Raw genomic sequence first — 22406 nt, 5'->3', positions numbered from 1 at the left:
AATGGTGTTACTGCTTCTTCTGGCTACAGTTTCGGCTTGTGTGATCATCGATGTGCCTTTGCTGACACGAGGAAGCAGGCGCCGTGACCTTCTGGTCTGGGGCTTGTTCTGGATCACGGGCATTGGTGCGGTGGTCTGCTCCTTGTACAAGATCAATGTACCGAGCCCATTGCTACTGGTCATGATGGTCTATAAACCGGTTAACAATCTGTTTACATCCTGGTTTTATTAGGTTGGTGAACGCATGCATTTGCAGTCGGAGGGTAAGTTCCGATTAATATAATTTTGTGTCTACTTACAGGGATCAGTACAGTTTCCACTTTCATTTGATGAAACTTATTTCAGATCATCTTTAAATTCCTGATAAACTTCCGGTAAAATCGCTCTTAAATTAGTAAACTCCTTAATATTATGTTCCAGTAATTTTATAATAATGGATTCAGGTATCAGCTTTACTGGCGGTAATATCCTTTTTTTCGGCTTTCCGTCTTTAACACAATAGCCCATCCAGAAACGTGTCCTTAATTCACATCCATTTTCCGTTGGGCGCAAGAAGTGGCACATAATTACCGGGTTTTTCTCATTGCCAGCACAAACAATGGTGCCTTCAAATTTTTTTAGCTGCGTTTCGTCAAAACCAATATCTTTTGGAGCTCTAAAATTGATTTCTATTTTTTCTTTACCGCCACCAATATCTTCAATGACATCGTGAATTGTGTCCCAATACCGTTCTTTCATTGATAATTGTGTATCTTTTGCTTTTTCAGGATGTCGTGTCAAACAATAATAATGATCTTCCGGATCCCAAATTTTATACCTCATTGGTTCAAGTCCGTGCCACGCAATCCACCAGTCAAACATTTCCACAGTAACCCCTGGCATATCCGTTATATTTGCCATCGTTAAGGTGCCATCTTCCATACGAGTCCATCCAAACTCTCCTGGAAGATAACCCTCTTTAAATAAATCATTCATATTTTCCACCTTTAAAGCAGATTCAGGTGTCAGTGGATTGTTCCTCAGCATTTCCAGTTTTTCTTCTGGTATCGGCGCCATATCCCTCATAAAATATTTGTAATACGGTGACTTTTTTTCTTCTTCACTAATGGGTACTTTACTCATTTTCTACACTCCTACAACAAAAAACGTAACAAAGGCCGCACAAAAGCTATATGTCAGTCAACCTGCACTCAGCATTCACATTAAGCAGCTGGAAACTGAATTAAAAACTCAACTGTTTATCAGAAACCATAGAAATATAGAGCTGACACCAGCCGGTGAGCTTTTTTTAATCCGTGCCAGAGAACTTTTAATCCATCAGCAAAATATTATCAATGAAATTCAGGCGTTTTCCAAATCTCAGGAATCAAACCTGCGTCTTGGTTTTATGACCGGAAATTTTTATCGTAACATTCCTGATTTACTTGTCACTTATAAACAGGCTAATCCTTCATTTAGCTACAGCATTACCAACACCAGCAGTTCCAAAGTGTTTGAAGGAGTCAAAAATCATACATTTGATATAGGCTTTATGCTGACTTTTTATGACAATATCAAAGAAAATCCTTTTGGCGGTCTTGCTTACGAGGAATTAATTACAACGTCCATTTATGCGGTTCTGCCAAATATCCATCCCTTGGCCAGTAAAAAAAGCCTGACATTTAAGCAGCTAGCCAACGAAACCGTTATTAGTACTGAAATAGAGCACGCACCTTATAATCATGAATATATGAATCAAAACGCTAAAAAGTTTAATATACGCCATAAAAAGATGATAGCCCAAAATGACATTTTTGATGCGCTGAATATGGTTCGTTCTAATCTTGGAATATGTTTTCTGGCTAAGGGGTTTTTACCTAATCCAATAAATCAATTGAAATTTATTCCGCTTAAAGAACAAATCATTGTCAAGTTTGTTTTAATCTGGGACGAACGCTATTTAGATCCCCAGCACCATCAATTAATTGAGCATATAAAAAAACAATTTAAGCACAGCATGAAAATGTGGTAAACTGTGCTGCTCCCTGTCAAGTGTCTACGTCATTTATGATACGGTTTCCCCCTCAAAATCCTAAACGCCCGATAAACCTGCTCCACCAAAATCAACCTCATCAATTGATGTGGAAACGTCATCTTGGAGAAACGACATTTGCACATCTGACCGCTTCAAAAGAGCCCCCGATGACAAAAGCGATTTGGCTTTTGATGGTTAACTATACTGAAAGCGACATCCAAGTGCCGATACTCACCCTTTTAGGAACTTTTTTTGGGAGGGGATATAGTGAGGCGAAATCCGAAAAATTCTAGGCAACATACCCTTATTCGCAGACAAAGAACTACTTCTAAAATCTGGGATTTACAAACTTTAACGTCTGCATAACATGTCCCTCAACGTCTTCCTCCATACTTAGTAGTGCAAATCAAGAGAGCGGGGGGCTTAAAAGCATGCTGCAACTTCACACATTACTGTCGGGTACCCGACAGAATCATATTGTTTTTTCTCCTATACTGGGCTTGGGTTCGTCGATGAAAGCAATCAGGTTACGCTTGGTGTACAGAAGTGGAGGCGGATGCGGCAATGCTTGATTTAGCAGCAAAGACTGTATCTTCCGGGCCGAAAGCGCCGAAGCGCTCCGGCGATTCCGTGTATGCCCTTCACCGCAAATACGGAACCTTGCGGAGGTTCCCGAAAGGCTCGTTTGTCTTTACCAAAGGAAGCGTTCCTGTCGGCTCTTATTTCATCGAAAACGGACTGCTCAAGGTATGCCAATTTACCGAGGAAGGACGGGATGTAACCTTTTTCATCCGAAAAACCGGGGACGCCTTCGGGCTTGCGGAAATTGTCCTGGGGCAAAGCCATCCCTGCTACGCTCAGTGCCTGCACGACAGCCAGATTTGGGTGCTTGACGCGGCCATCATTCAGGAAAAAATCCATTCAGACCATGAGGTCATGAGCGACATCCTGTATACGATGACCGATCGGCTCATTCATCATCAAAGCACGGTTGAACTGCTGATTTCCAAGCCTGTGCCGTGGAGGCTCGCCTGGCTTCTCCAGCAATTGGGCACGCCTGTTGGCGATGGCGATTCCAGAATCGACCTGGTACTGAACCATGAGGAAATATCCAACATGATCGGATGCAGCAGGCAGACGGTCTCGGAATTGCTGAGCAAATGGAAGGATCAGGGCATCATCAGCTATGACCGGAAGCATATTGTGCTTCACAATGTACAAGCGATATTCGGCGCCGGCGGCATGAATTGACCTTTTACAGGCATCAAACAGAGAAAGTAGTGGAATCTATTGTCGAGAATTATTTTGGATACGGATATCGGAACCAACGCGGACGATGCGGTGGCGCTCGCCCTCGCTCTTAAATCAACGGAAATCCGTATTGAAGGCATCACCACCGTCTACGGAAAAGTCCGGACCCGTGCGCAAATTGCGCAAAAAGTGCTGAACCTGTGCGAAGCCGCGCATATCCCGGTATGTCCCGGGATCGAATTACCGCTTCTGCGCAACCGTCCGTTACTCAGAGCGGGAATCGAGGGAAAAGGCATGCATCTGGAAGGAAGTGGCAGCAAGTTTGACACGCATGCGGTCGATTTCATCGTGCAATCCGTAATGGAGCATCCTGGAGAAATTACGCTTGTCATGATCGGTCCGCATACGAACGTTGCGGCGGCCATGATCCGGGAGCCCCGTATTGCTGAGTGTGTGAAACAGATTGTCATGATGGGCGGCGTCACCCGTCTTGCTCCTAACGGCAGCGACTTGTCCCCTGTCGAGCATAATATCCAATGCGATCCGGAAGCGGCTGCGATTGTTTTTTCAAGCGGCGCGCCCATCCTGATGCTCGGCCTGGACGTGACTCGGCAAGCTGTATTTTCCAGGGAAGAGGCTAACCTCATGGGCGCCAGCGAAACTCCGCTTGCGGGAACCCTTGTGCAGATGATGCATGACTTTATGGACTACATGCAGCGAGATTTTTCGTATATGTGCGACCCGCTCGCCATCGCCGTGCTCATCGATCCTACATTGATCCGCACCAAACGGATGAACATTTGGGTCCAGTATGAACGCGGAGATTTTTCCGGACAAACGATCGCCGAGGCATGCACAGACGGGAATGTGGAAACAGCGCTTGAGGTTGATACTGCCCGTTTTTTTGAACTGCTGAACCACAGATTGTTTTTACGGGATAAAGCCCTGCTTTAAAAAACATACTCTTTAAAACATAAATCGTTAAATCATAAATCGTTAAATCATAAATCGATCGAGGTGGAACGTACATGATTTCCAAACAACCGGCAAAACGCTTTGCCGCTTGGTGTGCGCCTATGCTGGCGGCAGCCGTGCTTTTTACAGGCTGTTCTCAGGGAGCGGGCACATCTGCAGATTCTTTAAGCTCGAACGGGCAAGACTCCTCCACTTCTTCGACAGCAACGGAGATTTCGTTTGAGGCCTACTCCAATTACGAGAAGCCGCTCACGAAGGTGGTCGAAGCTTTTGAACAGAAAAATCCGGACATTAAAGTCAAAATGAATCTTGTTCCGATTGACCAATTGACAGAAACGATCGAAATCAAGCTCAGCTCCAAAGCCAAGGATTTGGACGTGCTGTTTGTCGATACCCCGCTGGTCATGAACTATTCCGTGAAAGGCTATCTGGAGCCGCTGGACTCCCTGATTCCAGCCGACGCCAAGGTCAAATGGACGAAATCCGCGGTGGACACGGTGTCATATAAAGGCGAGCTCATGGCCGCGCCTATGAACAGCTCCAGCCAGGTGCTTTACTACAATAAAGATATTTTTGAAAAGAAAGGCATTCCTTTCCCGGACGCTGACAAGCGTATGACGTGGGAGGAAGTCCGGGATTTGGCGAAACAGCTGACTTCGGATAACGTATATGGTTTTTCCTTTGAGCAGGTGGACAAAGCGTACCAGCTTTTGGCCCTGTCGGATAGCCTGAGCGCCAAAATGCTCAGCGACGACGGACTCGTGTCCAGCGGCTATTCGAATTCGCCGGAGGCCGTGAAGGCCTTCCAATTTTACGCGGACCTGTTCAACAAGGATAAAGTCAGCCCGAAAATCAAAAAAGAAGAATCCATTGACTATTTTACATCCGGCAAAGTGGCGATGTTCGTGTCCACCAACCAGAACATGCCGAAGATCAGGGATTCCGGCTTGAACTTTGGCGTCACACTGCATCCGTATTTCGCGGGTCAGAAAGTAGCCACGCCGACCGGGGCATGGAACGTGGGTATTTCCAAATATTCCGAGCACAAAGAGGCATCCGCCAAGTTCATTGAATATCTGACGCTGGGCGAAGGAGCAAAAATCCTGTTTGAAGAAGGAGGGACGCTGCCTCCACAGATCGACCTGCTCAATTCCATCGACACCGATCCGAAATATGAGCAGTTCCCTGACAATGTCATCCGCATTGCTGCCAAGGAATCGCGCGAAACTGCCGTTCCCCGTCCAAAAACGCCCGGTTACCTGGAATGGGAAAAGAATATGAACAAAGCATTTGAAGATATGAAAAACGGTGCCGATCCGCAAAAAGCGCTGGATGATGCCGTCAACGTCATAGATAACCTATTGAAAAAATATAAGGGTGTAGCAGCAAATTGAACGCATTCGGGGGAACAAAAGGCTGAGCACGGTTCCCCCTTTTTTCCTTTAAGAGGATGCCGGCGGTCCTTCCTGACCCTGAATCCGAATTGCTGCAAAAGGTGAATGTATGAAACTGAAAAATAATATTGGCCCTATCCTGCTCTTTCTGCTGCCTACCCTTGCCGGGCTGTTTCTGTTTAAGCTGTATCCCATCTTCAGCGCTGTAGTGCAAAGCGTATACACGACACAATTTTTTACAGGCGAAAAAAGCTTCGTCGGATTGCAGAATTACCAATCCTTGTTCGCGGACCCCGTGTTCTGGAATTCACTGAAGGTGACGCTGGTGTTCAATCTGATCATTAACCCGCTGCAAATTGTGCTGGCCTTCGCGCTGGCGATGCTGTTAAATACGAAAATCAAGCGGATTGCTTTCTTTCGCGGCATTCATTTCGTACCTGTCGCCGTATCCGTCCCGACCGCCTGCGTCTTATGGAACATTATGCTCAGCCCCGAGCAGGGCGTCGTAAATTCGATCCTGGTCGCGCTGGGACTGGACCCGCAGCCGTTTTTGGGCAGCAGCATCCAGGCGCTCGGCTCCATTATCGCGATTGCATCATGGAAGGGTGTCGGCTACTGGGCGCTGTTCCTGCTGGCCGGTCTTCAGGAGATTCCCGGTTCGCTGCTTGAGGCCTCCTCCCTGGACGGAGCGAGCCGTTGGAAGCAATTTATCCATGTGATCCTTCCGCTTATGAAACGCCCGCTCACCTTTATCGTCGTGGCCGTGACGACGGCGAATTTCCTGCTGTTTTCACCGATGTACATTTTGACCAAAGGCGGGCCCGAAAACAGTACGAATGTGCTGATGCTTGAAAGCTTCAATAACGCTTTTCTATATTCCGATATGGGCAGATCGTACGCGATTATGGTTATTTTGCTGCTGATTACGCTAACTGTTGTCGCCCTGCAGTTCAAGTGGCTGCGGACCTCCCATTAGAAAGGATTTTAACGTGAACCGATTTACCCGTTCTCATCTGCTGCTGTATGCCGTACACATCGTTCTGGCGCTGCTGGTGCTGCTGCCGCTGGCGTTTGCCTTCGTTTCGTCGTTCCGTCCGCTGGAGGACATTTATAAATACATGTCGCCGATCACCTGGAAAACGTTTTGGCCGTCCAATTTTACATGGGGAGCTTATCAAATGCTGTTTTTGGAGCGAGGGTTCGGAAAAATTTTTCTGAACACGTTTTTTGTCGGGGCAGTCAACGTGATTGGCGGGCTTTTGCTTGGCTCCATGGCCGCGTTCGCATTCGTATATTTTGAGTTTCGCGGAAAAAAGCTGCTGTTTCTGCTGGTGTTGCTCACCTTCATGATTCCATTTGAGGTCATCTCCATCCCGTTGTACAGCCTTGTCAACAGCCTGGGCTGGGTGGACACCTATGCGGGCATCATCATTCCCGGCATAGCCAACGGACTGGTCATCTTTCTGTTCCGTCAGTTTTTTCTCGAACTGCCGACGTCCCTAGTGGAATCTGCCCGCATGGACGGGGCCTCCTGGCTGCGGGTATACACTCGCATCGTCATGCCGCTCTGCAAGCCTGTTACCGTCAGCGCCAGCCTGCTTATTTTTATTCAGCAGTGGGAATCGTTCCTGTGGCCACTTATCGTGACGCGCTCGAAGGAGTACAAAGTGATTCAGGTCGCGCTGAGCGACTTCGTTACCGAATACGCCACCTACTGGAACGAAATGTTCGCGGCCGTCATTTTGTCCATCCTTATCCCTGTTGTGCTGTTGCTTCCACTACAGCGCTATTATGTGCAGGGGATAGCCAATACAGGATCGAAGGAGTAGGGCGCTCCGAGAACGAACCATTCCTCCAATCGCTGTTGCCCCGAATTTCAAACTATTTTTTAAGCGGTAGAAATTCGGGGGCAAGGGTGAACGCTGTCACTTTTCCGCCAGTCGCTTTGTCCTCTCCAATGCTGCGTATTTATCCCCACCTAAATAATACCCTTATCCCAATGTAACTTACATAAATCGTGTGGATGAAAAATGTTTAGAGTTCCCTTGGTATGGTAAGATTCAGATACCATGCGATGAACTTGCAGAACATTAACAGTGATCGAATTTTATTTTTCAATTTGAAATCATTATCAATGATATATGGATTTTGACCGTTCCGTTTAAGCTTGATACAATAGGAAAGACTATGTGTTAATACTCTTGTGTAGATTGGGGGGTCTAAAATTGCAAAATAAAAAAGACCTTTTAGATATATGGTTGTCCTTGTCTCAGATCTATTCCAATGTAGCTGACAAACTGGAACAAGCTCTGCAACAAGAATATGATTTATCTTTGAAGGAATTTTATGTATTGAATTTCATATCCAAGTCGGAGGATAAAGAATTACGATTACAGCAGCTTCAGGAGATGGTGGGTTTAAGTCAAAGTGCCACCTCAAGGCTCGTTGTAAGAATGGAGGCCAAAGACTGTGGCGCTCTGGAAAGACATATATGTGAGGATGATCGGCGAGGTATTTATACTCGAATTACGGAACTAGGCGAAAATAAATATCAGCGAGCATTACAAACCTTCAATCAGGTTCTAGAATCAGAGCTCCAAAAAGAAGGTTTGAAGTCGAAATTTCAAAGTATTACCCAAAACTTGTTTTAAGAAGTTATTTTTCGCTAGATCATCATTAAGTTATATCAAAGGCACTCACAGAAGATTGAGGAGTGCCTTTTTATTAGCACACTTCCTGTAATACCTGAGAACATAATCAGGGAAATATTATGATCATGGAGCGGTTTCTTTGTATGCAAGGCTTGACAGCACAGTTTTTTTTCATTAAATTAAATGCATGCGCATGCTTCGATATTTGGTATCGTGCTAAATGATTCGATTACTTAGTGTTTTTTAAAACAAGAGAGGAGTTTGAATATGCAGTATATTAAAGATAAAGTCATTATTTTAACAGGTGCTTCAAGCGGAATAGGTGAAGCGACAGCTCTATATTTGGCGAAAAATGGTGCGACGGTTGTCCTCGCAGCAAGAAATGAGGGGAAGTTGAGAGCCTTAACTGAACGGATCAAGAATGAGGGCGGTAAAGCACTCTATAAGGCAACCGATGTTACCGTCAATGCCGAGGTTCAATCTTTGGTAAATTTCACCATAGACCATTTGGGACGTATAGATACACTGATTAATTGCGCAGGCTACATGCTGTTCTCCATGTGGGATAATGCCCATGTAGAAGAGTGGGAGAAGATGATCGACCTGAATATTAAAGGGACTTTGTACGGAATCGCAGCCGTATTGCCTCATATGAAAAAACAAGGGCAGGGCCAAATTGTTAATGTTGGGTCAATTGCAGGCCATGCAGTAGGAGAAGGCCATGGTGTCTACAGTGCAACGAAGTATGCCATGCGGGCTATTACGGAAAGCCTGCGTAAAGAAGTGTCTGTTAAACACAATATTCAAGCTGTTTTGGTATCCCCAGGAGTTATCGCAACGAACTGGCAGAGTACAGTAACGGATCAGGATGTCAAAACGGTACTGGGAGACTTGAACAAAGTTGCTATTGACGTGGAGTACGTGGCTGAAACCATTGGTTTTGTCGTGAACAAGCCAGCCAATGTCATGATCAATGACGTTATTGTTGCCCCTACTGCTCAGGAATGGTGATATTCAGGTTAAGGGGAGAAGATAAATCAATAATAAGGAGTGATTAGATGAAGGTCCTGGTGGTAGGCTCAAATGGACAAATTGGACAACGCCTCATCCAACTGTTGAAAGAAAACAAAGAGCATACAGTCCGTGCGATGGTTCGGAAACAAGAACAAGCTGATGTATATGAAAAGCAGGGCGTTGAAACGGTTCTTGCAGACTTGGAGGGGACTGTAGAATCCATTACAGAAGCTGCCAAGGGGTGTGATGCTATAGTGTTTACGGCTGGCTCTGGTGGGAAAACGGGATATGATAAAACGTTGTTAATTGATCTTGATGGTGCCGGAAAAACAATTGAAGCGGCTGAAAAAGCAGGCATTGACCGTTTTATTATGGTCAGTGCAATTCAGGCGAATAACCGGAAGAACTGGCATGACAATATCCTCCCCTATTATATAGCGAAGCATTATGCAGATCGAGTGCTGGAAAGCAGCAGTTTGAACTACACAATTATAAGACCTGGGATTCTTTTGAATGAACCGGGTACGGGAAAAGTGGCTGCTGCAGAGAATATCTCCTATGGCAGTATCCCTCGTAAAGATGTAGCTCTTACTATTGTGGCTGCATTAAATGAGAAGAACACCTATAAGCGGGCATTTGATCTGATTACTGGTGACGCTTCAGTTGTCGATGCATTGAAGAAAATCTGAAAAAGAGGATGAAGCATGAATTCAAATGAGGAGGAACTCTTGAAAATCGACTCAAGTTTCCGCTTGCGGTTGTCCAGGAAGTAGAGAATGTCATTAAGAAACGAACCCAGCCAGGTGGTTTAAGAATGGAAGATTCATATGCTTTCAAAGCCGGTAGACATTCAACCCGAAAAAACACGTCTTGAATTAATCACGGAGTATGGGATGGATTCGGTTTACCAAGTGGGTGAAATCAGGGATGCCTATGAGTATAGGTAAGGGCTCGTATTTCTTTATGCTTAAAAAAGAAATTGTCATTGAATTGTCATTAAGATGTATTGAATTTTGATGCTTGACAAGATGCTAAGCACCAAATATTATAAATGCATGCGCAAGCAACTAAATAATAAAGGGGTATTGAACAATGAGCAGAGCAACTTTGAAAGATTATGAAGCAATCGTAAATGCAATGAATGGTTATATCGAAGGGAACATTGTGGGCAAGGGCGAAGTGATGAAATCCACTTTCCATAAAGATGCCATTATGTATGGATACACGAATGATGGAAAACTCAGCGAGGGTTCTATTCAAAATCTGTATGATCTGATTGACACGCTGGGACCGTCAAAAGATCTTCAATACAGAATTGATGTTCTTGATGTTGCAGTTACTGTTGCCGTAGTACGTGTCATTTTGGAAGGTCCAGGAGTGGAATATGCCGATTACCACACACTTCTTAAAGTAGATGGCGAATGGAAAGTAATCTCCAAGGTGTTCCATCAATATTGAGTATAAGGACTTTTTATTCGTAATCTTAATAAATAATAGCTCGAATCATGCCATAAAAGTGGCTGTGATCCGAGCTATTTTACTAATGATTGCAGTACTGAATAACCGAAATGTGTTTTTCTTAAGTTGAACTACAGCTCCAAATGTTAGATAGGCACAAATTATGACAGGAATACTTAAAAAAGGATCATTTGATCCTGAACTTGAAGCACCGATAAAAAAGATGTGATGCAGCATATTGTAAGGATTTCCGGCTTAAAATAGCTTTAAGGAACTGGTAAACATAAAATGCTCACAAAGTTTGAAGTTTTGAATTCATTCCTAGAGTTGACAAATAAAATAAATATGTTAATATATGCGTGTGCATGCATTTTATTAATGCGCTTAACATTATAAATCAGAGAGGAGTCTTTCTCATATGGAAGATTTATTTAGTCCCTATACAATTAAAGGCTTGGAATTGAAAAATCGCGTAGTTATGTCGCCAATGTGCCAATACTCGGTTGACAAAAAGGATGGAATCGCCACAGATTGGCATTATATGCACTACGTTAGCCGCGCGGTAGGCGGAACCGGCTTTATCATGATTGAAATGACAGATGTAGAGCCGGATGGCCGTATCTCTGATTATGATCTTGGTTTGTGGTCAGATGAACAGATTCCTGCTCTCAAACGAATTGTAGATGCTTGTCACAGTTATGGTGCCAAAGTGGGAATTCAGATCGCGCATGCTGGACGCAAAGCGGAAGATGCTGAAGTTCCTGTAGCTCCGTCTGCCATTGCATTTGATGAAAATTCAAAACAACCTCGCGCGCTTGCAACAGAAGAGGTTATAGGACTGGTGGAGAAATTTCGTTCTGCTGTAGCTCGCGCTGTCAAGGCTGGGTTCGACACCATTGAAATTCATGGTGCACATGGCTATTTGGTTCATCAATTTCATTCACCGCTTACGAACAAACGGGAAGATGAATATGGTAAAGACCTTACCCTTTTTGGCCGGGAGATCATTCAGGCAGCGAAGGGCGAAATGCCGGAAGACATGCCGCTCTTGATGCGTATTTCCGCCAAAGAATATGTAGAAGGTGGATATGGCATTAAAGAAAGCATTGCTTTTGCCAAGGAATATCAAAAAGCAGGAGTAGACATGTTTGATATTTCATCTGGCGGTGAAGGACCCATAGCTGCATGGGGCAGACCAGGAACTCACGCAGCGTATCAAGTGCCCTTGGCAAAAGATATCAAAGAAGCTCTGAATATTCCGGTAATGGCCGTTGGAAGACTCGATGATCCAACTTTGGCGAATGCAGTTATCGGAAATGAAGAGGCCGATCTGGTTGCTGTGGGTAGAGGGTTGTTGAGAAATCCTTATTGGGCACTGGAAGCCGCATCAAAATTAAGAAAAGAAACTACAATCCCTAAACAGTATACTACAGGATTCTAAGACAGACTGTGTGTTGCGTTGGACCTACACGATGCTTTCAGGTCGTCGTAGTATAGCTGGATCAATTTATACCAGACTCAATAACATTGGAGGTTACTATGTCTCATTCTGCGTCTGTACAACCGTTATTCCGTCCGTTTACTTTGGGAAATCTTACTTTGTCCAATCGTGTAGTAATGGCCCCAATGACTCGAAATCTGTCTCCTAATGGTGTTCCAGGGCCAGATGTTGCCGCATATTATCGCCGGAGAGCTGAAAATAGCGTTGGCCTCATCGTGACGGAAGGCACAGTAGTTAATCATGCTGATTCATCCAATCAGGAGAATGTACCCTTCTTCTATGGTGAAGAAGCATTAAATGGTTGGGCAAACGTGGTGTCCGAAGTACATGCGGCAGGGGGGAAGATTATTCCTCAAATCTGGCACATGGGCGCACGGGGCAACGTTAATGACTACTCCGAATCCGATATCCATGAGATTGTGGATGCTTTTGCACAAGCGGCAGGTGAGGCCAAGCGTATTGGATTTGATGGAATCGAAATCCACGGAGCTCACGGCTATTTGATTGACCAGTTCTTTTGGGAGAAAACCAATGAACGTACAGACCGCTACGGAGGCAGCATGATTGCACGTACTCGCTTTGCTGAAGAAGTGGTCAGAGCTTGTCGTAGTGCAGTCGGCCCTGATTTCACGATTGTGTTGCGTATTTCGCAGTGGAAGGGAACGGATTATACAGCTAAATTGGCCAAAACACCGGACGAGCTAAAACAATTTCTGAAGCCTTTGGTTGATGCGGGAGTGGATATATTCCACTGCTCAACTCGTCGATTCTGGGAACCTGAATTTGAAGGATCTGACTTGAATCTTGCCGGTTGGGTCAAACAAATCACAGGCAAACCAACCATCACTGTTGGTTCGATTGGCCTGGATAGTGATTTCATGACACTCTTCACCGAAGGAAAAGGTGCTGGCAACGCAAGTATCGAGGGATTGGTTCAAAAGTTTGAAAATGAAGAATTCGATCTGGTTGCTATCGGCAGAGCATTGCTGGTAGATCCTGATTGGGTCAGCAAAATTCGCGACGGAAGATTGGACGAATTAGTGCCATTCACTCCTGAAGCACTTAAAACACTTTATTGATCGATTTTAGGGAACAAAAGGCAGGCTGGTAAAATACCAGCCTCAGGCTGTCGAGTAAGTCTCGACAGCCTGCAAAGCGCACAATCTTATTTTGAAGATTGTGCGCTTTTCTTGGTCTATGTCAAAGATTTATCAATCATAAGGTTTGTTTCCAGCATCGCCAAATTCGTTAAAGCAGCATCGACTCGGTGAAAAATGGGGTGACATCCGTAAGGTTCACGTTGTATTTCTACTCTCGATCCTGCAAAGTAGCTTCATTAATGTTTAACCCGAACCCGCCTTTGGCTCTTGCTTCTACATAATTTAAGTATCGGTCTGTCACATACCATTTTCATCGCATGTGAAATTATCGGATGCGATAGGAATAGGCAACCATTTGAAACTAATAGGCTAATGGCTGAGTTAGCATTTGATGAATAATTAAGAAGAAGGTTAAAACACTCACATTTGTTACGATTCCATGATGGCCAAATTGTTTAGAAAGTAGTCCCAAAACCATGAACACTACATGTAAAGAGGAGAATGGATTGTGAAAATTTTAATTTTAGGTGCTGCCGGCCAAATTGCTCGCATGTTGACCAATGAACTGCTAAATAAAACGGGGCATCACATCACTCTTTATGCAAGAAACGGGCATAAGCGCTTAAGTGTCATAGATGCCAGCCGGGAAGTCATCTTTGAGGGTGACTTTCAAGACAAGAATAAACTGATTGAAGCGATGAAGGATATCGACCTTATTTATATCAATGACATGGGGGATGACAGATCGATTAGAACCATTATTGAGGCGATGCAGGAGGCTGGAGTGAAAAGAGTCATTGCGGCCTCCATACTCGGCATCTATGACGAGGTGCCTGGTGCCTTCGGAGAGTGGAACAGACGGATGATTGGCGGAAGCAGCAGAATGCGCACCCAGATTGAATCTGCAAGGCTCCTTGAAAATTCGGGGCTTGATTATACTCTGCTCAGAATTACCTGGCTTTATAACCAGGAAGGGAATACCAAATATATGATTACCCAAAAAGGAGAACCTTTTGTAGGTGCGGAAGTGACACGCCAAGCTGTAACCCAGCTGATTATGGACATTATTGGAGAGAACACTGGTAAATTCATTCATACCAGTCTGGGAGTAAGCGAGCCTAATACGGATTGGGCAAAGCCATCTTTTTATTGATTTGATAGAAACTATATTTTTCATATTAAAGTTTATATTGAACGACGCTAGACTGTAGATGAAATTAAAATGCCATTGATGTACAATCATATTTAAATGAATTTTTTTCTAATGAACCATTCCATGTGTACATCAAATAGGGGGGCTTATGAGAAAAGCGAACGCCAGTTTAATGAAAGAAATCAATCTGAATAATGTACGCGAAGTCATGCAACGACTCAAGACGGCAACAAAACCTCAGTTGGCGTCACTGACCAAGTTAAGCGTTGTTACGATAAACTCTCTGGTCAAGGTGCTGCATGAGAGGGGAGAGTTATTTGCAGATAGTATCGTTCCATCCAATGGCGGTCGACCTGCGCAGACCTATCGCTATAATTACGATTTCAGCCTTGCGCTCGTTTTGTATCTAAAAGAGAAACAGGGACAAGAATTGGTTTCAGCAGCGATTGTCAACTTAGAAGACCAGATCTTAGCCAGGGAAGAGTATATGATGCCTGCTTTTGACAAGCAGCAGTTCCTTCACATTATCGCTCATTTCATTGCGCTGCATTCTTCCATCAAAATCATCGGCATAGGCATTCCAGGTCAGGTAGTCAACGGTGAAATTACGGTCAGCAGCCACCAAGAGCTGACGGGTTCACGTCTGATTGAAGAAATTGAATCCGAGTTTGGATTAAAAGTCTTGGTCGAAAATGATGTAAACGCCGCGATCAATGGCTATTTTATGAAGCAGGCGGAAGCAGAAGAACAATGTGTAGCGGGTATTTACTTTCCAAACAGGTATCCGCCAGGCATGGGCATCATATTGGATGGAAAAATCATCAAAGGCAAACATGGCATGTCTGGCGAAATCAAGTTCCTCCCCAATAGTCCTGATTGGGCGCGCGAGATGGTCACGAATGTGTTCGTGGATGTCATCTGTCAGATCATTCAAACGGTAAATGCGGTCCTCGCTCCAGATCAGATCGTAATTTACCAGGACAGAGTGGAGCTAGACGACTGGGAGCCCATTTGGGATTCTTATAGGAATAGTCATCCTATGCCAACTTATCCTGAAGTCATTTTACAGAAGACATTTCAACAGGATTTCGAGACAGGTATGCGTAGAATGACGCTAAACGAACTGCAACCAAACTTGATCTCCCTTACATAACGTGCATCCTCGGAATATGATTCCGGGGATTTTATTTGTTTTTTGTGAGTTGCATTGTTATGCGTTGAACCAAGAGTACGCTGCTTAGATCATCGGCTTCTCCCAGAACACTAAATTCGAGTACCACCAGTGCAATTAACGTTAATTCAATTACTCATCGAAATATCACAACCCATTTTGCCATCTTTGTAGAATTAGCTTGACATTTGTACTGAACAACTTTAAATTCCTATTATAAAAAGACTTTTAAAAAGTGGGTGAAAAGTGACATGTCTTTGTGATACCTCCATCCCATAATGCACTTCAAATCAAAAAAATGAATACTGATAGCGTTAATTTAAGGAGGACAACTTAATGACGAATAAGCATATAGAGTGGGGGGCAGGCAAATGGCTGAATTCACCCCTGTCTGCGAGGAGAGAAGGAGATTTTTTCAAGGTTGTGCCTGAAAAGGGCAGAGACTTCTGGAAAAAGACTTTTTATGGATTTGAATATGAGGATGGCGCCGCTTTGTTGACGGATTGGGACAGCAACGTTGCTGTGGAGGTATCTTTTCTGCTCTCGTCATTCACGGAGCTTTACGATCAGGCTGGCATTTTATTGTATCACGGCCCGGAGCAATGGATTAAAACCGGGGTTGAAATTAATGATGGCATTCCCCAACTGTCTGTAGTCGTGACGGATGGTTACTCCGACTGGTCGCTTGCTGCAGTACCGGAATGGACTGGAGAAGAGGTTACGCTTCGTGCGTCAGTGATGAAGGAGGCCGTGATTATCCGCGCGCGGACAAAGCACCATGCGTGGCGTACGATTCGTGTAGCACGTTTTCCTTACCCAACGGGAAATCAAGCAGGACCCTATGCCTGCTCCCCAACACGAGACGGGTTCGAGGTCACCTTTACTCGCTGGAATTTTACAAATCCCGATCAAGACCTTCATGTCGATCCTACAGCAGAATAAACAAAGTGTGGTTCGACTACGATCTTATCGAGGTGAGGATACATGGATTGGCTTATGGCAGGCCTGCAGTAGGAGGGGAGGGGGGCACTGCCCACCATATGTTTTTTATCATGTGGTCGTGGTGCTGCAAGGCCAAAATCAGATATAACAGTTCATAAGGCATACGTAGTCCAATTCAGTAGTAAGGAGTTTATCTATGAGAGCAGTCCGCTTTATTGAACCAAAGATTGTACGTAACATATTGTTTTTGTTATTTGCACTACCAGGTGTTGCTTTTGCTTCCTGGGTATCCCGTACACCTGCTGTTCGTGATTCTTTGCAAGCTTCAACGGCTGAAATGGGAACTATTATTTTTGGATTAGCAGCCGGTTCTTTAATAGGTTTACTTAGCACAGGACATATTATTTCTCGTTTAGGTGCGCGCTCAGTCATCTTGGGAAGCTCATTTATGATTTTGACAGGTTTTATTATTGTAGCAACAGGGACTTCACTAACATCAACCAGTGTGGTTTTTGGGGGACTTGCGATCTTTGGTTGCGGCCATGGGGCGGCAGAGGTTGCACTAAATGTAGAAGGTTCTACAGTTGAACATCAGCTAAACAAGACCCTCCTGCCTGCATTTCATGGTTCGTTTAGTGCGGGTACACTTGTAGGTGCTGCCATTGGTAGTGTAGCTGCTTCAACACATATTCCTGTTGCTCTCCATTTTGGTGTGTTGTCTCTGCTTATTGCATTAGCAACGTTATATTTTTATCGCTTTTTACCGGCAGCTACAGGCAAAGAAGAGACGAGTACAACCGAGAAGTCAGGTTCCACCTTGAAACAGCAACTTGCTGTATGGAAAGAAAGACGGATTTTACTCATTGGCTTCATTGTACTCGGCATGGCATTTGCGGAAGGATCAGCAAATGACTGGTTACCGTTGATTATTGTGGATGGTTACAATGTCAGTTCCAACATCGGCACCTATATCTACGCATTATTCGTTGCCGCCATGACGATCGGCCGTTTCACCGGAGGTTTTGTAATGGATAAGTTTGGGCGAGTTCCTGTATTGAAGGTCAGCGCGATTCTGGCAGCTATTGGCATTGTGCTGGTCATCTGGGGACAACATTATCTCGTCGCTGCTTTCGGTGTTGTGCTCTGGGGGCTTGGAGCTTCACTTGGTTTTCCTGTTGGATTATCTGCTGCAGGAGATGAACCTCAGGGTGCAGCTGCAAAAGTAGGAGCAGTGGCTACTACAGGATATCTTGCCTTTCTGGTCGGTCCTCCTGTTTTAGGTTTTTTAGGTGAACATTATGGACTTCTTAATGCAATGGTTGTAGTCCTTATTGGCGTTGTATTAGCCGGTTTGCTATCCGATGCAGCCAAACCGATTGGAATTAAAGGCAACAAAACGAAGAATTTGGCAAAAACATAGTCCCATTAAAAAGTCGCTAATTTAGCGGCTTTTTTGTTTTATGGGAACAAGTTCTTACCCAGACAAACATTAAGAACTTGCTCCCTTTCCTAGGCCACAATTTTCTTCACCCCAATCTTTCCTAACATCGGATCGATTAATATGGTTTTCCCGTCGATCTGAAGTAGGCATGCGGAATGACCAAACCAAATAATTTCTCTTTAATCATTTGAACATATGCTTCATCGCCATTGGCTTCTCTCAACGAAATCATTTGCTTCGCATCTTCTCCTGCAATGTATCTTAAAGTATCTGTATTATCAGTGACAGCTTCATGAATAACTTCTGCTACGATCACCGGTGGGCTAGTGAGTTGCCCATTCTCGTTCATTGCAGCCTCAAGGAATTTTTTTGAAAACCCTTCATAGTCAGTGATCGTTTCGGATTGGGCATAATCCATCGATCGCCCAGTACAATCCGTTGTCATCGAACCAGGTTCGACCAATTTTACTTTTATATCAAGGCTGCTCAACTCATAGCTCAATGATTCTGTAAAACCCTCTACTGCGAATTTAGACGAATTATAGGTAGAAATCAAAGGCAGGGTCGTTTTGCCTGCCATAGAACCAATATTTACAATCGTTCCTTTTCTATTCTCACGGAAATGCTTTAAGAAAGTTCTCGTTGTATTAAATATTCCAAATACGTTCACTTCAAACTCTCTACGAATTTGTTCATCCGTAGAAATCTCAAAAGGACCTGTTAATGCATAACCAGCATTGTTGACTAATGCATCTATTGTTCCAAACTCATGTCAGATGGCTGGAATTGATCATGCTGTACCTGACCTTGAATATTTGTGTTACCACGGGATACTTCTTTTACTTTCTGGTTTATGAGAACACTGTCGGCAGTCTGTAAACTAAATTTCATGGAAGGAATATCCAATGTGGAGATTGAGTGGCTTGAAACGGCAGCAAAACCTCAGTTAGCGCCACTGACCAAACTAAGCATTATTACGATAAACTCTCTGGTCAAGGAACTGCATAAGCATGACCAGAGATCAATTCTTCCGTGGGTTAGTCAGGCTTGGTATCCATGATTATTGCTACCGGGACCATCATGACCTATATTTTTAGTAGGGAGTTATTGTATAAATTCGTTATTTTGGAACAAAAAAATAGGATGTTGACATGAAACCAGTTACATAAAATACACTTGTGTTGTAGCAGATAGTTCCTCGAGGAGTATCATTGACAAACCATGGCTTTCGCCACTTTATTTTTATGGACACTTTGTAAATATTCATTATAAAGTGTTTGTATAAAGTATTTGATCACTAAATTAATATAAGGGGCTAGTTTGTATGGAATTATTGACGCAATGTATCCTGACCTTATGTGCCTTGATTGGTTCGTATTTACAAACAACAACTACAAATAACGGAGGACTTATTTATGATTAAACTCGTGGTAACCGATTTGGATGGGACGTTTCTCAATAATCAGGGATTGTTTGATATCGATCTGTTTAACCAAGTTCATGCAGAAATGCAGCAGAAGGGGATTACGTTCGTTGCATGTACTGGAAAACAATGCGAGCGCGTAGAAAAATTGTTCGGGGAACATGGCAAAGGAATATGGATTCTTGGGGACAGCGCTGCCCGGATCAAGAAAGATGGAGAAGTAGTAAAGGAATTCAGTATCGATCGGGATCTCGCTCTGCAGGCCATCAAAGAGATTCAACGATTCGACTCAAACATGACGCTTATTGTATGCACGAGTGATGCGGCATACGTACATTCTTCCATTCCCGAAGATATGTTCAACGTCGTTAAAGGCTCGTATGAGCATGTCATCAAGATCGACTCCTTCTCACAAATTGATAGCCGTTTCATCAAAATAACGGTCTACGATATTGAAGGTCGGAGCAGCGCATTGCGAGAGCAAGTGGAACAGAGGTTAGGTGGACAAATCTACATTGTGGATTCAGAGCCCAGATGGCTTGATATTACAGCATTGCATACCCACAAAGGCGAAACGGTCAAAAAACTGCAAGAGATGCTAGCTGTAACCTTTGAAGAAACGATGTCATTTGGGGACGGGGAAAACGACGTGGAACTGATGGCCATTGCCAAATACAGCTTTGCGGTTAGCAACGCTTGTGAGAACACCAAAAAAGCGGCAAGTTTCATTACCAAATCTAATGAAGAAAATGGCGTACTGCTCACGATCCAGAAAATAATGGACTTATAGGTCTAAGAATAGACTCAAAAAGGAGTGAAAAAAATGAAAATTGAACACATTGCCATCTATGTAAATGATTTAGAGCTTAACAAACAATTTTATATTCAATTTTTTAACGCCAAATCAAATGAGCTATACTATAACTTTAAAACAGGATTGAAAACGTATTTTCTCACCTTCGATGATGGGGCAAGGTTAGAAATTATGAATAGACCGAATATGACGGATGGATATAAGGGGTTGATGCAGACAGGCTTGACCCATTTAGCGTTTAGTGTGGGAAGCAAAGAAAAAGTCGATCTATTAACAAAGCAGCTAGTAGAAGCTGGTTATTCCATCTTAAATGGCCCTCGTACAACAGGTGATGGCTATTACGAAAGTTGCATTTTAGGACCTGAAAATACTCAAATTGAAATTACGGAATAACTATTCTAAATCTAATTTTGTACTGCCATAGTGATATTAACAGGAGTTGAAAACATGACTGAAGAAGAACGGATATTCAAGGGAATTTTATTTAGTCCAAGCAATTCGGAACTGAAGGCTATGAAACTCCGTGACCACAACCTTAGCAGTCAATATAGCCGCACGTTTGAGGATCAAACAGAGGAACGCGAAGCGTTACTGAGGCAGCTACTTGGTCGCAAGGGAAACAATTGCTTCATACAGGGACCAATTTTCTTCCATTATGGTGTTCATACAGAAATCGGTGATCATTTCTTTGGCAACTACAATCTTACCGTGCAAGATGATGCAAGGGTTACAATTGGTGATAATGCCAATTTTGGACCGAATGTGACGATTGTTACACCCATCCACCCGTTCATCGCCTCGGAACGTCGGCAGATGCTTGATCAAAACGGAGAGCCCAAGTCTCTGTGCTACGCCAAGCCTGTCACCATCGGAAGCGATGTGTGGCTCTCAGCCAATGTGACTGTATGCGGAGGTGTTACCATCGGAGACCGATGCGTAATTGGTGCAGGAAGCGTGGTGACCCACGATATCCCGGAGGACTCTTTTGCTGCAGGTGTACCATGCAGAGTGATTCGCAAAATCACAGAATCGGACAGTATGTACTTTAGACCAGAAGTCATGGCGGATTGCCGTGTGATGAAATAGAAACCATGTTTTAAGGGAGCAAGTCGGGATAAGAGCTTGCTCTCTTTGTCGTTAAGGACAAGAACATGGTCCAATTGGCAAGATTAAATCGCCTAAGCCGGGGAAAAGCGCCCTTCTTAGGCGAATATCCCCCAGCTACCAACCACTGGGAATGCGTGGTTGAAGGTTCGCTATAACAAGTAATTATTTCGTGAAAATAGATTTAATTAATGCTGCTCTGGAGAGTTTGTTTACGGTAATCCTGCGGAACCAACCCTATTTCTTTGCGGAAAATAGATGAAAAATAACTTGCGCTTTGAAAACCGCAGGCCATAGCGATTTCGCATATCGAACGATTGGTTTCCTTTAACATCTCACAACTTTTTTGAATGCGATACCGTGTTAAATAAGTGTTGGGTGTTTGACCTACGTACTTATTAAACAATTTACAGCATTGGCTCCTGCAAACGGTGCCTGCTGCTGCAATATCATCAAGAGTTATTTTGAGCTCATAGTGCTGATGGATGAACCCGGTCATCTTCCAAACATTTGTCCACAAATGGGAGTCTTCAAGATGCCCGGATTTTTTTTGTACGTGATCTCCCATGCAGGCGCATAGGGATATAGCCTGTGATAATAGACGAAGTGGATTGCGTGTATTGCAGTTGTGCATTTCATCGTATATCTCTCTCAGGGAAATCAATACCTCTCGTTGCCAGGCAATTTGGTCTGTGAGCAATAAAAAGTCATCTATATTTGCCCCGAACTTTTCCTCCCAATACGTTCTTACCAGGGATGATCCTTCACCAAGAAGTGAGGGATGGATGACGACTACAATATAAGAACAATCGATCAGATCTTCAGAAAAACCATAATGCAGGCGATTGCTATTGACGAAAATCCCCTCGCCCTTATCTATATGCATCGTTTTTCCGTTTACAAAATAAGCCATCGATCCTTCAAGAACTAAAATGAACTCCACGTCCGGGTGCCAATGGCGAAGGTTATAATTCAAGCGTTCAGATAAATCAGAGAATAT

At 43.9% G+C, this 22406-nt stretch carries 24 protein-coding genes and 2 pseudogenes; 21 read left to right on the top strand and 5 right to left on the bottom strand.

The window, feature by feature from the left end:
* Nucleotide 1 precedes the first annotated feature (1 nt).
* Nucleotides 2-232: a hypothetical protein gene (locus BAZ21_RS13055; protein WP_068501077.1), complete on the top strand. Its 231-nt coding sequence runs from the start codon at nucleotides 2-4 to the stop codon at nucleotides 230-232.
* Nucleotides 233-336: 104 nt separating this feature from the next.
* On the opposite strand, the gene BAZ21_RS13050 is transcribed toward BAZ21_RS13055, so the two are convergent.
* Nucleotides 337-1122: a DAPG hydrolase family protein gene (locus BAZ21_RS13050; RefSeq protein ID WP_068501074.1), complete on the bottom strand. Its 786-nt coding sequence runs from the start codon at nucleotides 1120-1122 to the stop codon at nucleotides 337-339.
* Here BAZ21_RS13050 and BAZ21_RS13045 point away from each other — a divergent pair.
* Nucleotides 1106-2011, top strand: a complete 906-nt coding sequence (locus BAZ21_RS13045; RefSeq protein ID WP_068501071.1) for a LysR family transcriptional regulator — start codon at nucleotides 1106-1108, stop codon at nucleotides 2009-2011. The genes BAZ21_RS13050 and BAZ21_RS13045 overlap by 17 nt on opposite strands.
* Nucleotides 2012-2040: 29 nt before the next feature.
* Here the strand turns inward: BAZ21_RS13045 and BAZ21_RS27915 are convergent.
* Nucleotides 2041-2167, bottom strand: a pseudogene (locus BAZ21_RS27915) (23S rRNA (pseudouridine(1915)-N(3))-methyltransferase RlmH); the annotation flags it as partial.
* A 411-nt stretch (nucleotides 2168-2578) separates the two neighbouring features.
* Between BAZ21_RS27915 and BAZ21_RS13035 the strand changes: the two are divergent.
* The 16 genes and pseudogenes from BAZ21_RS13035 (at nucleotide 2579) to BAZ21_RS12965 (ending at nucleotide 18044) form a co-directional block, all read left to right on the top strand.
* Nucleotides 2579-3265 carry a Crp/Fnr family transcriptional regulator gene (locus tag BAZ21_RS13035; RefSeq protein ID WP_068501064.1) on the top strand — a complete coding sequence of 229 codons (687 nt, stop codon included), beginning with the start codon at nucleotides 2579-2581 and terminating at the stop codon, nucleotides 3263-3265.
* A gap of 39 nt (nucleotides 3266-3304) precedes the next feature.
* Nucleotides 3305-4219: a nucleoside hydrolase gene (locus BAZ21_RS13030; RefSeq protein ID WP_068501062.1), complete on the top strand. Its 915-nt coding sequence runs from the start codon at nucleotides 3305-3307 to the stop codon at nucleotides 4217-4219.
* A gap of 74 nt (nucleotides 4220-4293) precedes the next feature.
* Complete coding sequence (locus BAZ21_RS13025) at nucleotides 4294-5634, top strand: sugar ABC transporter substrate-binding protein (RefSeq protein WP_068501058.1); 1341 nt, start codon at nucleotides 4294-4296, stop codon at nucleotides 5632-5634.
* Nucleotides 5635-5743: 109 nt separating this feature from the next.
* Nucleotides 5744-6610, top strand: a complete 867-nt coding sequence (locus tag BAZ21_RS13020) for a carbohydrate ABC transporter permease (RefSeq protein WP_068501055.1) — start codon at nucleotides 5744-5746, stop codon at nucleotides 6608-6610.
* A gap of 13 nt (nucleotides 6611-6623) precedes the next feature.
* Nucleotides 6624-7463, top strand: coding sequence for a carbohydrate ABC transporter permease (locus BAZ21_RS13015; protein ID WP_068501052.1), 840 nt, complete (start codon nucleotides 6624-6626; stop codon nucleotides 7461-7463).
* A 396-nt stretch (nucleotides 7464-7859) separates the two neighbouring features.
* Nucleotides 7860-8285 carry a MarR family winged helix-turn-helix transcriptional regulator gene (locus BAZ21_RS13010; protein ID WP_068501049.1) on the top strand — a complete coding sequence of 142 codons (426 nt, stop codon included), beginning with the start codon at nucleotides 7860-7862 and terminating at the stop codon, nucleotides 8283-8285.
* A gap of 267 nt (nucleotides 8286-8552) precedes the next feature.
* The gene (locus BAZ21_RS13005; RefSeq protein WP_068501046.1) at nucleotides 8553-9296 is read left to right on the top strand and encodes an SDR family oxidoreductase; all 744 of its coding nucleotides are present in this window, start codon (nucleotides 8553-8555) and stop codon (nucleotides 9294-9296) included.
* Nucleotides 9297-9343: 47 nt separating this feature from the next.
* Nucleotides 9344-9988, top strand: coding sequence for an SDR family oxidoreductase (locus BAZ21_RS13000; protein ID WP_068501043.1), 645 nt, complete (start codon nucleotides 9344-9346; stop codon nucleotides 9986-9988).
* A 29-nt stretch (nucleotides 9989-10017) separates the two neighbouring features.
* Nucleotides 10018-10189 (top strand): annotated as a pseudogene (locus tag BAZ21_RS30235) (NADH:flavin oxidoreductase); the annotation flags it as partial.
* 202 nt (nucleotides 10190-10391) lie between these two features.
* On the top strand, nucleotides 10392-10757 hold the full coding sequence (locus BAZ21_RS12995; protein WP_068501041.1) for a nuclear transport factor 2 family protein: 366 nt from the start codon (nucleotides 10392-10394) through the stop codon (nucleotides 10755-10757).
* 418 nt (nucleotides 10758-11175) lie between these two features.
* The gene (locus BAZ21_RS12990; RefSeq protein ID WP_068501038.1) at nucleotides 11176-12198 is read left to right on the top strand and encodes an NADH:flavin oxidoreductase/NADH oxidase; all 1023 of its coding nucleotides are present in this window, start codon (nucleotides 11176-11178) and stop codon (nucleotides 12196-12198) included.
* Nucleotides 12199-12296: 98 nt separating this feature from the next.
* The gene (locus BAZ21_RS12985) at nucleotides 12297-13337 is read left to right on the top strand and encodes an NADH:flavin oxidoreductase (RefSeq protein WP_068501035.1); all 1041 of its coding nucleotides are present in this window, start codon (nucleotides 12297-12299) and stop codon (nucleotides 13335-13337) included.
* Nucleotides 13338-13866: 529 nt separating this feature from the next.
* Entirely contained in the window at nucleotides 13867-14511 is a 645-nt protein-coding gene (locus BAZ21_RS12980; RefSeq protein WP_084011621.1) for an NAD(P)H-binding protein, read from the top strand.
* A gap of 148 nt (nucleotides 14512-14659) precedes the next feature.
* The gene (locus BAZ21_RS12975) at nucleotides 14660-15664 is read left to right on the top strand and encodes an ROK family protein (RefSeq protein WP_068501031.1); all 1005 of its coding nucleotides are present in this window, start codon (nucleotides 14660-14662) and stop codon (nucleotides 15662-15664) included.
* Between the two features lie 354 nt (nucleotides 15665-16018).
* A complete protein-coding gene (locus BAZ21_RS12970; RefSeq protein WP_068501028.1) occupies nucleotides 16019-16624 on the top strand; it encodes a DUF1349 domain-containing protein in 606 nt (201 codons plus the stop codon).
* A gap of 196 nt (nucleotides 16625-16820) precedes the next feature.
* Nucleotides 16821-18044, top strand: a complete 1224-nt coding sequence (locus BAZ21_RS12965; RefSeq protein ID WP_068501026.1) for an MFS transporter — start codon at nucleotides 16821-16823, stop codon at nucleotides 18042-18044.
* Nucleotides 18045-18133: 89 nt separating this feature from the next.
* Here the strand turns inward: BAZ21_RS12965 and BAZ21_RS29395 are convergent, their stop codons facing one another.
* Together BAZ21_RS29395 and BAZ21_RS29630 are read right to left on the bottom strand one after the other, a co-directional pair.
* Nucleotides 18134-18202: a hypothetical protein gene (locus BAZ21_RS29395; protein ID WP_256020996.1), complete on the bottom strand. Its 69-nt coding sequence runs from the start codon at nucleotides 18200-18202 to the stop codon at nucleotides 18134-18136.
* The gene (locus tag BAZ21_RS29630) at nucleotides 18181-18822 is read right to left on the bottom strand and encodes an SDR family NAD(P)-dependent oxidoreductase (protein WP_084011619.1); all 642 of its coding nucleotides are present in this window, start codon (nucleotides 18820-18822) and stop codon (nucleotides 18181-18183) included. The genes BAZ21_RS29395 and BAZ21_RS29630 overlap by 22 nt, the downstream gene beginning before the upstream one ends.
* A 658-nt stretch (nucleotides 18823-19480) precedes the next feature.
* Between BAZ21_RS29630 and BAZ21_RS12955 the strand changes: the two genes are divergently transcribed.
* The 3 genes from BAZ21_RS12955 to BAZ21_RS12945 are packed head-to-tail and all read left to right on the top strand — an operon-like array spanning nucleotide 19481 to nucleotide 21388.
* A complete protein-coding gene (locus tag BAZ21_RS12955; protein ID WP_068501022.1) occupies nucleotides 19481-20278 on the top strand; it encodes a Cof-type HAD-IIB family hydrolase in 798 nt (265 codons plus the stop codon).
* 33 nt (nucleotides 20279-20311) lie between these two features.
* The gene (locus BAZ21_RS12950) at nucleotides 20312-20695 is read left to right on the top strand and encodes a VOC family protein (protein WP_068501019.1); all 384 of its coding nucleotides are present in this window, start codon (nucleotides 20312-20314) and stop codon (nucleotides 20693-20695) included.
* 54 nt (nucleotides 20696-20749) lie between these two features.
* Entirely contained in the window at nucleotides 20750-21388 is a 639-nt protein-coding gene (locus tag BAZ21_RS12945; protein ID WP_068501016.1) for a sugar O-acetyltransferase, read from the top strand.
* 202 nt (nucleotides 21389-21590) lie between these two features.
* On the opposite strand, the gene BAZ21_RS12940 is transcribed toward BAZ21_RS12945, so the two are convergent.
* Nucleotides 21591-22382 (bottom strand): helix-turn-helix transcriptional regulator, encoded by a 792-nt coding sequence (locus BAZ21_RS12940; protein ID WP_256020833.1) that lies wholly within the window; start codon nucleotides 22380-22382, stop codon nucleotides 21591-21593.
* Nucleotides 22383-22406 lie beyond the last annotated feature (24 nt).

Origin of the sequence: Paenibacillus kribbensis (assembly GCF_001705305.1) — a bacterium.
GTDB classification, from domain to species: Bacteria; Bacillota; Bacilli; order Paenibacillales; family Paenibacillaceae; genus Paenibacillus; species Paenibacillus kribbensis_B.
The sequence above is the reverse complement of the archived record's forward strand: the minus strand, read 5'-3'. Positions and strand labels throughout refer to the sequence as shown.

Coding starts and splice junctions, on each gene's coding strand:
- BAZ21_RS13055 (WP_068501077.1), top strand. CDS start 2: ATGGTGTTACTGCTTCTTCTGGCTACAGTTTCGGCTTGTGTGATCATC.
- BAZ21_RS13045 (WP_068501071.1), top strand. CDS start 1,106: ATGGGTACTTTACTCATTTTCTACACTCCTACAACAAAAAACGTAACA.
- BAZ21_RS13050 (WP_068501074.1), bottom strand. CDS start 1,122: ATGAGTAAAGTACCCATTAGTGAAGAAGAAAAAAAGTCACCGTATTAC.
- BAZ21_RS13035 (WP_068501064.1), top strand. CDS start 2,579: ATGCTTGATTTAGCAGCAAAGACTGTATCTTCCGGGCCGAAAGCGCCG.
- BAZ21_RS13025 (WP_068501058.1), top strand. CDS start 4,294: ATGATTTCCAAACAACCGGCAAAACGCTTTGCCGCTTGGTGTGCGCCT.
- BAZ21_RS13020 (WP_068501055.1), top strand. CDS start 5,744: ATGAAACTGAAAAATAATATTGGCCCTATCCTGCTCTTTCTGCTGCCT.
- BAZ21_RS13005 (WP_068501046.1), top strand. CDS start 8,553: ATGCAGTATATTAAAGATAAAGTCATTATTTTAACAGGTGCTTCAAGC.
- BAZ21_RS13000 (WP_068501043.1), top strand. CDS start 9,344: ATGAAGGTCCTGGTGGTAGGCTCAAATGGACAAATTGGACAACGCCTC.
- BAZ21_RS12995 (WP_068501041.1), top strand. CDS start 10,392: ATGAGCAGAGCAACTTTGAAAGATTATGAAGCAATCGTAAATGCAATG.
- BAZ21_RS12990 (WP_068501038.1), top strand. CDS start 11,176: ATGGAAGATTTATTTAGTCCCTATACAATTAAAGGCTTGGAATTGAAA.
- BAZ21_RS12985 (WP_068501035.1), top strand. CDS start 12,297: ATGTCTCATTCTGCGTCTGTACAACCGTTATTCCGTCCGTTTACTTTG.
- BAZ21_RS12975 (WP_068501031.1), top strand. CDS start 14,660: ATGAGAAAAGCGAACGCCAGTTTAATGAAAGAAATCAATCTGAATAAT.
- BAZ21_RS12970 (WP_068501028.1), top strand. CDS start 16,019: ATGACGAATAAGCATATAGAGTGGGGGGCAGGCAAATGGCTGAATTCA.
- BAZ21_RS12965 (WP_068501026.1), top strand. CDS start 16,821: ATGAGAGCAGTCCGCTTTATTGAACCAAAGATTGTACGTAACATATTG.
- BAZ21_RS12955 (WP_068501022.1), top strand. CDS start 19,481: ATGATTAAACTCGTGGTAACCGATTTGGATGGGACGTTTCTCAATAAT.
- BAZ21_RS12950 (WP_068501019.1), top strand. CDS start 20,312: ATGAAAATTGAACACATTGCCATCTATGTAAATGATTTAGAGCTTAAC.
- BAZ21_RS12945 (WP_068501016.1), top strand. CDS start 20,750: ATGACTGAAGAAGAACGGATATTCAAGGGAATTTTATTTAGTCCAAGC.